11 protein-coding genes are annotated in these 12,955 nt (G+C 72.2%); 3 read left to right on the top strand and 8 right to left on the bottom strand.

Annotated features, from left to right (window positions below; genetic code table 11):
* Window positions 1–77: 77 nt before the first annotated feature.
* Together WMF42_RS17855 and WMF42_RS17850 are read right to left on the bottom strand one after the other, a co-directional pair.
* Window positions 78–1,976 (bottom strand): inositol monophosphatase family protein, encoded by a 1,899-nt coding sequence (locus tag WMF42_RS17855; RefSeq protein ID WP_437693310.1) that lies wholly within the window; start codon window positions 1,974–1,976, stop codon window positions 78–80.
* Between the two features lie 29 nt (window positions 1,977–2,005).
* Window positions 2,006–2,347 carry a LysR family transcriptional regulator gene (locus tag WMF42_RS17850; protein WP_437693309.1) on the bottom strand — a complete coding sequence of 114 codons (342 nt, stop codon included), beginning with the start codon at window positions 2,345–2,347 and terminating at the stop codon, window positions 2,006–2,008.
* 105 nt (window positions 2,348–2,452) lie between these two features.
* On the opposite strand from WMF42_RS17850, the gene map reads away from it, so the two are divergent.
* The gene (map, locus tag WMF42_RS17845; RefSeq protein ID WP_061610176.1) at window positions 2,453–3,205 is read left to right on the top strand and encodes a type I methionyl aminopeptidase; all 753 of its coding nucleotides are present in this window, start codon (window positions 2,453–2,455) and stop codon (window positions 3,203–3,205) included.
* Between the two features lie 43 nt (window positions 3,206–3,248).
* On the opposite strand, the gene WMF42_RS17840 is transcribed toward map, so the two are convergent.
* Window positions 3,249–3,740 (bottom strand): hotdog fold domain-containing protein, encoded by a 492-nt coding sequence (locus WMF42_RS17840; protein WP_061610177.1) that lies wholly within the window; start codon window positions 3,738–3,740, stop codon window positions 3,249–3,251.
* 96 nt (window positions 3,741–3,836) lie between these two features.
* On the bottom strand, window positions 3,837–5,465 hold the full coding sequence (locus WMF42_RS17835; protein ID WP_437693308.1) for a protein kinase domain-containing protein: 1,629 nt from the start codon (window positions 5,463–5,465) through the stop codon (window positions 3,837–3,839).
* Between the two features lie 172 nt (window positions 5,466–5,637).
* Here WMF42_RS17835 and WMF42_RS17830 point away from each other — a divergent pair, with 172 nt between their 5' ends.
* Window positions 5,638–6,894, top strand: coding sequence for a dicarboxylate/amino acid:cation symporter (locus WMF42_RS17830; RefSeq protein WP_061610179.1), 1,257 nt, complete (start codon window positions 5,638–5,640; stop codon window positions 6,892–6,894).
* Window positions 6,895–7,082: 188 nt separating this feature from the next.
* Window positions 7,083–7,505, top strand: coding sequence for a hypothetical protein (locus WMF42_RS17825; protein ID WP_437693307.1), 423 nt, complete (start codon window positions 7,083–7,085; stop codon window positions 7,503–7,505).
* A 664-nt stretch (window positions 7,506–8,169) separates the two neighbouring features.
* On the opposite strand, the gene WMF42_RS17820 is transcribed toward WMF42_RS17825, so the two are convergent.
* The 4 genes from WMF42_RS17820 to WMF42_RS17805 form a co-directional block, all read right to left on the bottom strand.
* Window positions 8,170–8,565: an SPW repeat domain-containing protein gene (locus WMF42_RS17820; protein WP_061613062.1), complete on the bottom strand. Its 396-nt coding sequence runs from the start codon at window positions 8,563–8,565 to the stop codon at window positions 8,170–8,172.
* 426 nt (window positions 8,566–8,991) lie between these two features.
* Window positions 8,992–10,110 carry an alpha/beta fold hydrolase gene (locus WMF42_RS17815; protein ID WP_437693306.1) on the bottom strand — a complete coding sequence of 373 codons (1,119 nt, stop codon included), beginning with the start codon at window positions 10,108–10,110 and terminating at the stop codon, window positions 8,992–8,994.
* A gap of 68 nt (window positions 10,111–10,178) precedes the next feature.
* Window positions 10,179–11,246, bottom strand: coding sequence for a M23 family metallopeptidase (locus WMF42_RS17810; protein WP_437693305.1), 1,068 nt, complete (start codon window positions 11,244–11,246; stop codon window positions 10,179–10,181).
* 161 nt (window positions 11,247–11,407) lie between these two features.
* On the bottom strand, window positions 11,408–12,844 hold the full coding sequence (locus tag WMF42_RS17805; RefSeq protein ID WP_437693304.1) for a DEAD/DEAH box helicase: 1,437 nt from the start codon (window positions 12,842–12,844) through the stop codon (window positions 11,408–11,410).
* Window positions 12,845–12,955 lie beyond the last annotated feature (111 nt).

Genomic DNA, 12,955 nt, shown 5'->3' with positions numbered 1-12,955 from the left:
CTGCCGGCCGATCCGGCATGCGCTGAAGCGCTGAAGAGGCTCGCCGGATACCGCTAAGTTGCGAAATTGCTGAACATTTAGCCGATATCCCCGGTCCGGAAGCTCTCCGGCGGATCGCACTCCTCGGGCTGCGCTCGCTGGCCGGCGGCGAGGAGCGCCTCGGCCAGGAGCATCGCGTCGACCGGCCAGAGCTCGGGGGGGCGCGCGCGCTTCGCCCCTGCCTCGGGCAGCGGTCGGCAGGAGAGCACGAGGCGGCGAAAGCGGTCCGGGACAGCGTCCCGGCCGTGCGCCGCGCCGAGGAGCGCGCCGGCGATCGCGGCGTTCGTGTCGGTGTCGCCGCCGGCCATCACGGTCTCGACGAGCCCGCGCTCGAGCGAGGAGGCGTGGAGGAGCTGGTAGAAGGCGTTCTGCAAGGCGATGAGGACCCAGCCGGCCTGGTGCGAGAAGCTCCGGGGCGGCGCGCGGCGCGCGGCCTCCAGCGCGGCGAGGACCGCGCGCTCGCCGCCCCGCTCCGCCTCGGCGCCGGCGGCCTCCCAGGCGCCCTCGACGCCGGCGCCGCCCACCGCCGCGGCGACCGCCGCGACGAACGCGGCGGAGGCGGCGCAGCAGACCGGATGGGGGTGCGTGAGCGCGCTGTCGTCGCGCGCCCACGCGGCGGCCTCCCCCGGGCGGCCCGCGCCGAGGATGCCGAGCGGCGCCGCGCGCATCACGGAGCCGTTCGCCTCGCTGGTCAGGCTCGCGGCCGCCCGGGCGCGCTCGCGGCGCGCGCCGCCGAGCGGCGCGCCCGCGGCGGCCGCGAGCGCGGCCGCCGCGGTGTTGCCGATGTCGAACGGGCGGGAGCCGTACCAGTGCACGTAGGCGTCGAGCGCGGCCTCGGCGACGAAGCCGCGCTTGCGCACGATCGACCGCGCCAGCATGATCGCCATCTCGGAGTCGTCGGTCGGCTGCCCGGCCAGCGTGTCCCACGTGCCGCCGTCGGCGAGATCACTGACGCCGCCCGGATAGAGCGGCGCGATCTCCTCCGCGGTCCGGAACTCGACGAGCGCGCCGAGCGCGTCGCCCGCGAGCTGGCCGAGCAGGCAGCCCTGGGCGCGGGAGAGCGCGCCGGGATCCGCGACGAGCAGGCTGTGCGCGGGGCGCAGGAGGCCGTACGCGCCCTGCGGCGCGGGGATGCGGCCGTGGATGACGGCGTTCCACGGCCGCCGCGCGAGCTCCCGCACGACCGCCGGGGCGCCGCCGAAGAGGCGGCAGATCTCGCCCTCGCGCTGCGCTGTGTACGCGATCGGCGCGCCGTCGTCGTCGACGAGCTCGCCGCCCGCGGCGCGCACGAGCGCGTGCCCGGCCGCGTAGTCCCAGCACTGCGGCCGGCTGAGCGAGACAGCGGCGACGCCCTCGCCCACCGCCGCCAGCGCGAGCCGGTAGGCGAGGCTCGGGAGCGAGAGGAACCGCGCCGGGGCGACGCACCGGGCGTTCCGGGCCGGGAGGTAGTCCGCCGACTGCGAGAGCAGCACGACGGCGTAGCGGTCGAGCGCGGCGCCGGCGAGCGAGGCCGAGACGGCGGCGCCGTTGCGCCGGATCGGCCCGGTGCCCTCGGCCCAGGCGATGAGATCGCCGTCGTCGTCGGGGTAGGCGTACGCAAAGACGACGCCGAGCACCGGCGTGCCCTCGCGCAGCAGGCCGATCGAGACCGAGGCGCCGCGGTAGCCGTGCAGGAAGGACGCGGTGCCGTCGTTCGGATCCACGACCCAGCGGTGCGACCGGTCCGCGCCGTCGCGGGCGCCGGTCTCCTCGCCGAGGAACGCGTAGGGGGTGGCCCGGGTGAGCGCGTCGCGCAGCAGGAGCTCGACCTCCACGTCGACGGCGGCGTGCGTCCCGGCGCCGCGCGGGCCGCCCGGGCGGTGGAACTCCGCGCGGAGGATCGAGCCCGCGCGGCGCGCCGCCTCGACGGCCAGCGCGAGGTCAGCGTCGTAGCCCATGCCGATCCCGTGGCTCCACCGGGCGCAGCCTAGCCCAGGTCGGCGCGCCGGCCGCCGCCGGCGTCGCGATCGCGCCCGGGAGGCGCGGCGCCGGCAGCTCCCGGAGGCGCGGCGCCGTAGCTGCGGAGGTCGGCGACGGCCGCGTCGACCTGCGCGACGATGGTGCGGGCGTGGTCGAGGAACGCCGCGCCGGCCGGCAGGAGGCGCATGCCGCGCGCCGTGCGCTCGAAGAGCTGCGCGCCGAGCTCGTCCTCCAGGCCGCGGATGTGCCGGCTGAGGGGCGGCTGCGCGATGTGGAGCCGGCGCGCGGCGCGGCCGACGTGGCCCTCCTCGGCGACGGCGATGAAGTAGCGGATCTGCGACAGGCTCACGCGGACGATAGTACCGCGAACGCCGCCCGGGTGAGGAGCCGCGCGCGAGCGCCCGAGATCAAAACGGTATTGGATGGGCGCGCGCCGCGCGCGCATACGCCTCGCATGAACGTGGACATCCTCGGGCCTCGCGCGTGCGAGGCGATGCGGCGCGCGGGGCGCGTGGCCGCGGCGACCCTGGCCGCCGTCGGGGCGCGGCTCCAGCCCAACGTGACCACCGCGGACATCGACCGGTGGGTGCGCGAGGACACAGCGCAGCGCGGCGGCCGCCCGAGTCAGCTCGGATACAAGGGCTTCCCGGCGGCGGTGTGCACGAGCCGGAACCACGTCGTATGCCACGGGATCCCGCGGCGCGACGAGGTGCTCGTGCCGGGCGACATCCTCAACGTCGACGTGACGACGGAGCTCGACGGCTACCACGGCGACACCTCCGCGACGTTCTTCATCGGAGAGCCGAGCGCCGAGGCGCGGCACGTGGTGGACGTCGCCCGGCGGTGCCGGGACGCGGGCGTCGCTGTCGTGCGCCACGGGGCGCGGCTCGGCGACATCGGGGCGGCGATCGAGGAGGTCGCGCGGGCGGAGGGGTGCAGCGTTGTCCGCGAGGTGGGCGGGCACGGGATCGGGCGGAAGATGCACCTGCCGCCGCACGTCGCGCACACCGGCGTGCGCGGCGCGGGCATGCGGCTCCGCGCCGGGATGGCCATCACGATCGAGCCGATGGTCAACCTGGGCTCGCACCGCATCCGCACGCTCGATGACGGGTGGACCATCGTCACCGAGGACGGCAGCCTGTCGGCGCAGTTCGAGCACACAGTGCTCGTCACGGGGGATGGCTGCGAGATCCTGACGCTCTCCTGACGTTCCGGGGCCGGGCCGGAGCGGGCGGAGGGGATACGACGCGTCACCTCCCCTTGGTCACCCACGCCCACACGAACTCGCACTCCATCGGCGATGCGCCGCTGTCGTCCGTCACCGTGACGGCGACGGTCACGTCGCCTTTCGGCTGGTCCTCGAACGAGCGTCGTTGCTCGGACGAGAGCGTCGCGACAGCGCGCAGGCCCCCCTGGGCGCGGCGCTTGTAATCGACCTTCATGCTGCGCAGGAGCGGCAGCTTGTCGTCGGGCAGGCTGACGGCGACGACGAAGCCTGTCGCCGTCTCGGCCAGGAGCCCCGCCGCCGCGGCGTGCACGCCGCCGATGTGGTTCTGCACCTTGCGCCCGTTGGCGAGCCGCAGCGCCACCCGCTCCGGGCTCACCTCGTCGAACTGGATCCCGGCGGTGCCCGTGAACGGCACCATGCGGTGGAACAGCGCTGTCTGCGCGCGAGCGCGCAGGAAGGAAGGAAGGACCTGGAGCGGGGCGATCGAACGGGCGATGAGATTCACCTTGGACATGACGGCCTCCGGAGTCGGCGAGCAGCGAGCGCGGCGAGCTTAGCGCATGCCGGCGCGGCGCCGCCCCCGGCGCGGACGACCCGCGCGCTCCCGGGATCAGCGATGCTGGCGCTGCGCCCTGCTCACCGCGACAGCGGCCTCTTCCTCCGCCTGATCCGCGAGATCCATGCCCGAGCTCGCCGTGTCCGCCGCGACGCGCACCCTGCCCTGCCGGTCGCCGCCCGCCGGCTCCACGCGCTGGCGCAGCGCCGCCGCCGGGCGCGCTCCGCCGATCGCCCGCGCCATCGCCACCTCGTGCCTGCGGCGGTGGTGCTCGTGCCACCACCGCATGCGCTCGGCCTCCTCCGCCCAGTCGTCCTCGTGCGCGGTGAACGCGACGAGCCCGTGGATGGCGAGGCCGATCGCCCAGAGCAGCGGGACCAGCAACCCCCAGAGCTGCTCGACGCCGACCATGCCAAGGAGCACGAGGAGCACCGCGTTGACGATGACGTAGATGCCGAGGTGCCGGTAGAAGTCGCGGCGCTTGCGCCGGAGCCATGAGGCGCGCTCGGCGGCTGTCGACTCGACGGCCTTGCGCTCCACGTCGCGCGCGCGCAGCGCCCGGCTCGCCTCGCGCAGCGCCTCCGGGGCGACGCCCACCTCTTCCGCCGCGGCGAGCAGGTCGTCGAAGCCGAGCCGCGCGTCGCCGCGCGGCGCGGGCGGCTCCCCGCCGTCCGCCGAGGCCTGCCGCTCGATCGCGCGCGCGAGGACGTCGCGGACCTCCTCGGTCGAGAACCGCTGCGCTTCGGTCACGCCGGCGCGGGGCGCCTCGCCCCCCTTGGCGACGGGCGCCTGCGGGGGCGGCGCGATCACCGCGGCGGCGGGCGCCTCGCCCCGCCCGGCCGCATCGAGCGCGCGCACGAGGTCATCCATCGACGCGAACCTGTCCTCGGGGCGCTTGGAGAGGGCGCGCAGCACGACCGCGCTCACCGCGGGCGGCACCGAGGCGGCGTCGAGCAGGGCGCTGTCGGCCTCGTCGGTGAGGATCGAGGCGACGACAGCGAGCATGTCGCCCGCGCCGCGCCAGGGCAGCCTGCCGGTGAGGAGCTCGAACGCGAGCACGCCCCACGCGAACTGGTCCGCGCGCCCGTCGAGCTCCCCGCCGCGGATCTGCTCCGGGGCCATGTAGACAGGCGTCCCGAGCTTGACGCCCAGGGCGGTCAGCGTCGGCAGCGCCGGGGCCTCGGTCGAGGCGATCGGATCCGCGTCGCCGGCGGCGCGGCGGGCGATGCCGAAATCGAGCACCTTGATGACGCCGTCGTCGCGGACCATCACGTTTTCCGGCTTGATGTCGCGGTGGACGAGCCCCCGCCGGTGCGCCGCGGCGAGCGCCCGGCCGGCGTCGGCGAGCCAGGCGATCCGGGTCGAGGCCGGCACCTCGGCGCCGCCGATGGCGCTGCGCAGGGTGCGACCGGCGACGAGCTCCATCACGATGAACGGCGTCCCATCGAGCTCGCCGACGTCGAAGATCGAGACGGCGTTCGGGTGGTCGAGCGCGGCGGCCGCGCGCGCCTCGCGGAGCAGGCGCGCGGCGGCGTCCGGGTCCACCGCGCCGCCCGCGATCACCTTGACCGCCACGCGCCGCCCGAGCCGCGCGTCGTGCGCCCGGTAGACGCAGCCCATGCCGCCCTGCCCGATGGCGGCCTCGATCGTGTAGCGCTCGAACGAATCGCCCGGCTTCAGCATGGCCGGCGGCGAGCGTAATGGATCCACGCGGGCTTGGACAGGCAGCCCGGCGCCGCGGCCGGCCCGATGAGGCGCGCCGCGGCGAGGCGGACACCGAGGAAAGGCGCTCGGCGGCGGGCCGCGGGGGCGAACTCGGCGGCTCACGGCGTCGCGGCTTGTGTAAGGTGGCGTCATGTCATCGCATCGAACGATGCTGCTCGGGGTCGCGGTCGGGGCAGCTGGCGGTCTGACGGCGAACGCGATCGCGGCGGGCTCTCCGACGCTCGGCTGGTTCGTCGATCACATCACCTATCCGGTGGGCCAGATCTTCCTGCGCCTGCTGTTCATGCTCGTGCTGCCGATCCTGTTCTCGGCGCTCGTCATGGGCGTCTGCGAGCTCGATCTGAAGCACGTCGGCCGGCTCGGCCTGCGGACGCTCGGCTACACGGCCGTCGTCTCCACCATCGCGGTGCTGATCGGCCTCGTCCTCGTGAATCTGATCCGCCCGGGCGACGGACTGCCCGAGGCGGTCCGCGGCCTCGCGAGCGGCAGCGGGATCAAGGCGGCGACCGCTCCGGCCGACACCTCGCCGGTGGGGATGATCATCGCGATGGTGCCGGACAACGTCATCAAGGCGGCGGCCGCGGGCGACGTGCTCGCCGTGATCACGTTCTCGCTGCTCTTCGGCCTCGCGCTGTCGCTCACCCCGACCGAGGCGGCGATGCGGCTCCGGGAGGGCATCCAGGGGCTGTTCGACGTCTCGATGCGGCTCATCGAGGGGGTGCTCCGGTTCGCGGCGATCGGCGTGGGGGCGCTGCTCTTCACGATCACGTCCCGGATGGGCATCGGCATCATGCAGCAGCTCGCGGCCTACGTGCTCACTGTGCTGCTGGGCCTCGGCCTGCACATGTTCGTCGTGTACTCGCTCTCGGTGCGCTTCCTCGGCGGGATGTCGCCGATCGCCTTCTTTCGCGGGAGCCGGACGGCGATCGTGACGGCGTTCTCGACCGCCTCGTCGAACGCGACGTTGCCGACCTCGCTGAAGGTGGCCGAGCAGGAGCTGCGGCTCCCGCCGTCCGTGTCGCGCTTCGTCCTGACGGCGGGCGCCGCGATGAACCAGAACGGGACGGCGCTGTTCGAGGGGGTGACCGTGCTCTTCCTGGCGCAGGTCTACGGCGTCACGTTGACCCTCGGACAGCAGGCGATCGTGATGCTCATCTCGGTGCTCGGGGGGATCGGCACCGCGGGCATCCCTGCCGGCTCGCTCCCCGTCATCGCGATGATCCTGGGGATGCTCGGCATCCCGCCCGAGGGGCTCGGCCTTGTCCTCGGGGTGGATCGGTTCCTCGACATGTGCCGGACCGTGATCAACGTGGTGGGGGATCTGGCGGCGGCCGTGTACGTCTCGCGGGATCAGCACGCGAAACCGCAGGAAGAGGCCGGGACGTGAGCCGAAATGGCCGACGCCTGCGGGTGATACCTCCTGGCTGAGGTCACGCGCAGGCGTCGCGCTCCGAAGGTCCGGAGCTGCCGTTCCTGGCGGCTCGGGGGCCGAGCCGCGCGGTCTCGAAGTCATCCCGGCGGGCGTCGCCGCGCCGGGACGTCCGGGTTCAGGCCGCCATCTTCATCCCGGGCATCATGCCCATCATGTTCGGCATCATGCCCGGCATCATCATGTTTGGCATCATGCCCATCATGTTCGGCATCATGCCCATCATGTTCGGCATCATGCCCGGCATCATCATGTTCGGCATCATGCCCACCATGTTCGGCATCATCATGTTCGGCATCATGCCCATCATGTTCGGCATCATGCCCATCATGTTCGGCATCATGCCCGGCATCATCATGTTCGGCATCATGCCCATCATGCTGGGCATCATCGGCATCATGCCGCCCATGCCCATCATGCCCATCATGTTGGGCATCATCGGCATGATGCCGCTCATCGGCATCATGCCCCCCATCATCGGCATCATGTTCCCCATCATCGGCATCGAGCTCATTGGCATGTTCATCATGGCTAGTCCTCTCCGTCAGTCGTTTCGAGTGTTTCAATAACTCCCTGCCCGGAACGGAGCAACCTCGAAGACCTGGAGCGCATCGCTTTCCTCCACGGGAGCGGACGGCCGTTCGTGCGGAGCGGACGTCGTGTCGACCGGAGCGGAGGAGCATCCACAATAGCGACAGCGCGCCGCTGTCCTGGCCGAAGCAGACTCCCGGGAGAGGCGCGAACCGCGTGAAAGCTGGGCTCGATTGCAGCCATGTTACGTGACCGTTTCGGGCCGCTGCGAACCATGTTCGAGGCCCTGAAGCGACTTTGGCGGGCACGGCGCAAGGTTGAGTCTGGCCGTTCTCGGTTACGACGGAACTGCTCGGTTGGCTGGAGTTCGAGAAAATCTTCTCACACAGTGGCTGAGCTCGCCGGCCGTAACATGGGTCCGGGCGCGGCTGCGGCCCGCGGAGATGCCGGCGTCACGGCGCCGGCTCTTCACCGGTGCTTGATCGTCGCTCCCGTCGCAGGATCGCGCAGCAAGCTCGGCGGCAGCGCGTCCGACAGCGCAGCTCTTCGCGGCGTCGCCCGGCCTCAGAGCGCCGCGACCGGCGCGATGCGCGGCAGAGACGCCGACGGCCATGTCGAGCCTCCATGGAACAAAACGGCGCGCGGCCGAGGCACTGCCCCGGCCGCCGCGCCGACTCGCGAGGAGCACTCACGCGACGATGATCAAGAGAACGAACGGTGCTCCGGCCGGACGCCCGCTGCCGTCGTTGTGTAGGCCGAACGGTAGTCCGTCACGAGCCAGACCAGGGCGACGGCCACGCCCGACACCAGGAAGAAGTTCCTCGCGGCGTTCGCCTCGTCGAAGTTGAACAGCCAGGGCGCTGCGACCAGGAAGACGGCGACCACGGCCTCGAGCGCCCCGTGAACGGGGAACGGGATGACCTTGGCGGCGCCCAGCGGATACGCGGTGAGCAGCGTCACGCCCGCGTGCACGGCGCCGAGGATGTAACACAGCGTCTCGGGGAACCCGCTGAAGCCGAACAGCGAAGGGGCCAGGAGGAACAGGGCCACAACCGCATAATCGATGTATCCATGAACTCGAGGCGACAGGATCTTCATGACCGACTCCTTGCAAACCGGATATTCTGTTTGAGTGCCTTCGTCGGTCCGGGAGGCTGCAAGGCGCATGCCGCAGAGCGGTGCGGCGGAGAGGATCCGTCCACCCGGCGAGCTCAGCCAGCCTTTCATCGATCCATGGTGCGGGGAACCGTTGTCAGCGGGCCTGCGCTTGCCGTGCGCGACGGGCTGCGCGCATCGACAGGAGCGCTCCGGGACAGCCGTGCGCCGCTTCGAGGCGCACCGCACCCGAGCGGCGAGCGCTGTTCGTGTGGCACATTGCCCCGACAGCGCCCGCCCGCCACATGACATCGTCGCTCGCGCCTCCTGCGCGGCAGAAAAGGCGGGTTGTTCCGGCTGTCCAGCGCGCTCGCCCGGCGCCTCGAGCCCGAGTCGCCGCGGCCGGCAGCGCCGGCCACGGCAGGGCCCTCAGGGCGCTTGATCGAGGAACTTCACGATCGCGTCCCGGTACTTCTCGAACGCCTCGACCTGCGGCAGGTGGCCTACGCCGGCGAGCTCGACCAGCTTGGCGCCGGGGATCGCCTGCGCGGCCTTCTTGCCGAGCGTTGTGTAGTCGCCGAGCGCGTCCGCGGCCTCCTTCGGCGCCCACGCCTTCCCGAGCGCCGTCCGGTCCCGCAGCCCGATGACGAGCAGCGTGGGCGTACGGAGGCGCGGCAGCTCGTAGACGACAGGCTGGGTGAAGATCATGTCGTACGTGAGGGCCGAACACCACGCGACGCGCGGATACTCGGGGTGCTCCGTCCAGCCCGCCTGGATCTCGATCTGGCGCTCATACTCGGGCTTCCACGTGCCGTCGTAATAGCTCTTGCGCTGGTAGTCGCGGATGCTGTCGCGCGTCGCCTGGAGCTCCTGCTTGTACCAGGCGTCGACGGAGCGGTACGGGACCACCGTCTTCCAGTCCTCGAGGCCGATGGGGTTGACGAGGATGAGGCGCTCTGTCCGATCCGCGAACATGAGGGCAAAGCGCGCGGCGAGCATGCCCCCCATCGAGTGACCGACAACGGCCGCGCGCTGCACGCCGAGGGAGTCGAGCAGCGCCCGCGTCGTCTCGGCCAGACCGTGGAAGCTGAACTGGTAGGCAGCGGGCTTCGTCGATTTGCCAAACCCGATCTGATCGGGCGCGATGACCCGAAAACCACGCTCGGTCAGCGCCCGGATCGTCGGCTCCCAGGTGCTCGCGGAGAAGTTCTTGCCGTGGAGGAGGAGCACCGCGCGCCCGTTCGGCTTCTCGGCCTGCACGTCCATGTACGCCATCCGGAGCTTCTGGCGCTGCGACTCGATCTCGAAATACCGGACCGGGTAAGGATACGTGTACGACGTGAGCTCCGGGTCGAGGCCCGCCGCGGAGGGCGCGGCCGGCGGCGCCGCGGAGGACGCGGCCGGGGGCGCCGCGGAGGACGCGGCCGGGGGCGCCGCAGAGGGCGCGGCCGGCTGGAGATCGGCGCGGGGCGCCGGCGCGCACCCGGCGGCGGGGGCGAGCGAGAGGAGGAGCGAGGCGAGGACCGGGGTGAGCGAGGGCGTTCTCAACAGGTGACCTTCCAGGTGACGTGCCAGAGGGGATGACGAGGGCCGCGGGCAAATCGGGGCGCGGGCCGTCATTTCGCGGGCGTGACCAGGAGCTCGGGATCGACGCGCGTCTCGAAGAGGTTCATGCGCCAGTCGAGGTGCGCGCCGTTCGTGCGGCCGGTCATCCCGACGGTGGCGATGACCTGACCCTGCTTGACCTCGTCGTTCACCTTGGCAGCGAAGGCGTGCAGGTGGATGAACGTGGAGCTCAGTCCGTGGCCATGATCGATGATCATGGTGTGACCGCTCAGCGGAAGGTTCTTCTCGACGAACACGACCTTGCCGCAGGCGGGCGCTCGCACCGCCGCTCCGACGGGCGCCGCGATGTCCACGCCCCAGTGGATCCCGCCCTCCGTGCCGTTGAGCACGCGCGGCTGGCCGTAACGCGACGTGATCGGGCCCTTCGACGGCCAGATGAAGCCGTCCTTGTAACAGTTCTTCTTCGTGTACTTGTTCCGGATCGCGTCGAGCTTCTTGTCGGTCTGCGTGAGCTTCACGCGCGTCGCCATGTCGAGCTTGACCATGTTCTCCGGCAGGTTGTCGACCTTGTCGATCTCGAACGTGCGCTGCTCCACGTCGAAGAGCTTCTCGAGCACCTGACCATCGTCGAACGTGATGGTCAGCTTCTCCTGCGCCGGCGCGTTGCGCGAGAAGGCGATCAGGAACTCCCCCTCGTCGCTCACGGTCACGCGGTGGCCCGGAAACGCCATGCGGCGCAGCTTGCCGGTCAGCTTGGCGCGGAGGAGCCCTCCCTGGACGGCGCGCCCCTCCACGGAGAGGCGGCTCGCATCGGCCGCGGGCGGGCCGGCGTCGGCCGCGTCCGCGCTCGCCGCCGGGGCCGCGGAGGCGCCGGCGTCGGCCGACGCGCCCGGGTCGGCCGACGCCGGCGGCGGCGCGCTCGCCGAGGCGGGCGGGGCCGCCGAGGCGGCCGGCGTGGCGTCGGCGGCGGCTTGATCTCCCGCGTCGGGCGCGCCCGCGGGAGCACCGCGATCACACGCAGCAACGGTAAGCAGGCTTACAGCGATGGCGGAGATGCGCATGCGCGCAATCGTGCCAGAATTCGCGCACATCGACGAAAATAATGTGAATGCGCGCACGGAGCGGTGCTGGCATGCAACCGTGCGATCGATGAGCGTTCGATGAGCGTTCGATCAGCCCGCCGCCGCCGCCGGCGATCGTGAACAGCGGGTGCTGCGAGCCGGCCGCGACACCCGATCTGGGCGAGCGCGGCGCGGCGAATGCGGAGGTGGCGGCCGGATCAGCGGTCCGCGCGCGGGGTGTCGTGCTGCGGCTGCGGTCGGGCCTGGGGCCGGCCTTGCTGCGACCCGGCGTGCGCCTGCGGGCGACTCTGCCCCTGCGACCCGGCGTGCGCCTGCGGGCGACTCTGGCCCTGAGGCCGACTCTGGTCCTGAGGCCGACTCTGGCCCTGAGGCCGACCCTGCGTTTGCGGGCGACCCTGGCCGCCCTGCGGGCGACCCTGCCCCTGGGGGCGACCACCCTGCCCCGGCGGACGCCCCTGCCCCTGCGCCTGTGCCGCGGGCCGGGGGTCGGCCTGGGCGCCGGCGAGCCCCGGGATCTCGAGGATGGGCAGGCGCTTCTGGATGAGGCGCTCGATGTCGGCGAGGTACGGGCGCTCCTCGCTGTCGCAGAACGAGAGCGCCACCCCCGACGCCCCGGCGCGCGCCGTGCGGCCGATGCGGTGCACGTAGCTCTCCGGGATGTTCGGGAGGTCGTAGTTGATCACGTGCGAGATGTCGTCGATGTCGATGCCGCGCGCGGCGATGTCGGTCGCGACGAGCACGCTCGTCGTCCCCTGCTTGAAGCTCGCGAGCGCCCGCTCGCGCGCGCCCTGGGACTTGTTCCCGTGGATCGCGAGGGCCTCGATGCGCGCGCGGCCGAGCTGCTGGACCACGCGGTTGGCGCCGTGCTTCGTCCGGGTGAACACGATCGCCCGACGCAGCGCCGGATCCTTGAGCACCTGCTCCAGCATGGCGCGCTTGTCGGACCGCTCGACGAAGACCACCCGCTGGTCGATCTTCTCGGCCGTCGTGGCCACCGGCGCGACCTCGATCCGCACCGGGCGGCGCAGGATGCTGTTCGCGAGCTTCTGGATGTCCGGCGGCATCGTGGCCGAGAACAGCAGCGTCTGCCGGCGCTCGGGCAGCATGGCGAGCACGCGCCGGATGTCGTGGATGAACCCCATGTCGAGCATCCGATCGGCCTCGTCGAGCACGAGCGTGTCGAGCCGCCCGAACGGGGCGACGCCCTGCGAGCAGAGATCGAGCAGCCGGCCCGGCGTCGCCACGAGCACGTCGACGCCGCGGCGCAGCGCCTCCATCTGCGGGCGCTGCCCCACCCCGCCGAAGATGACGGCGGTCCGCAGGCCGAGGTTCTTGCCGTACGTGACGAAGCTCTCGCCGATCTGCGCGGCGAGCTCGCGCGTCGGGGTGAGAACGAGCACCCGGAGGCCGCGCGGGCCGGCCGACACGCCGCCCTGCGCGAGGCGCTGCAGGATCGGCAGCGCGAACGCGGCGGTCTTGCCGGTACCAGTCTGCGCGCACCCGAGGACGTCGTTGCCCTCGAGGATGGGGGGGATGGCTTGCTCCTGGATGGGCGTCGGGGCGCTGTACCCTTCGGCTTCGATGGCGCGGAGCAGCGGTTCAATCAGCTTGAGATCGGCAAATTGCATGGACATGGGGCTCCAGAGGAGCGCCTCCTGACAGGTCGAGACGTGCGCCGCGGCACCGCGCCCTCCAGCGCGGAGGGATCGATCACGGAGAGCTGCCGCCCTGCGCCTCCTTGAACG

Source organism: Sorangium sp. So ce176 (genome assembly GCF_051519835.1).
Taxonomy (GTDB): domain Bacteria; phylum Myxococcota_A; class Polyangia; order Polyangiales; family Polyangiaceae; genus Sorangium; species Sorangium cellulosum_G.
The sequence above is the reverse complement of the archived record's forward strand: the minus strand, read 5'-3'. Positions and strand labels throughout refer to the sequence as shown.

Excerpts from the sequence above, each read along its gene's own strand:
- WMF42_RS17805 (WP_437693304.1), bottom strand. The coding sequence starts at position 12,844 with ATGTCCATGCAATTTGCCGATCTCAAGCTGATTGAACCGCTGCTCCGC.
- map (WP_061610176.1), top strand. The coding sequence starts at position 2,453 with ATGAACGTGGACATCCTCGGGCCTCGCGCGTGCGAGGCGATGCGGCGC.
- WMF42_RS17840 (WP_061610177.1), bottom strand. The coding sequence starts at position 3,740 with ATGTCCAAGGTGAATCTCATCGCCCGTTCGATCGCCCCGCTCCAGGTC.
- WMF42_RS17825 (WP_437693307.1), top strand. The coding sequence starts at position 7,083 with ATGCCCATCATGTTCGGCATCATGCCCGGCATCATCATGTTTGGCATC.
- WMF42_RS17830 (WP_061610179.1), top strand. The coding sequence starts at position 5,638 with ATGTCATCGCATCGAACGATGCTGCTCGGGGTCGCGGTCGGGGCAGCT.
- WMF42_RS17820 (WP_061613062.1), bottom strand. The coding sequence starts at position 8,565 with ATGAAGATCCTGTCGCCTCGAGTTCATGGATACATCGATTATGCGGTT.
- WMF42_RS17835 (WP_437693308.1), bottom strand. The coding sequence starts at position 5,465 with ATGCTGAAGCCGGGCGATTCGTTCGAGCGCTACACGATCGAGGCCGCC.
- WMF42_RS17855 (WP_437693310.1), bottom strand. The coding sequence starts at position 1,976 with ATGGGCTACGACGCTGACCTCGCGCTGGCCGTCGAGGCGGCGCGCCGC.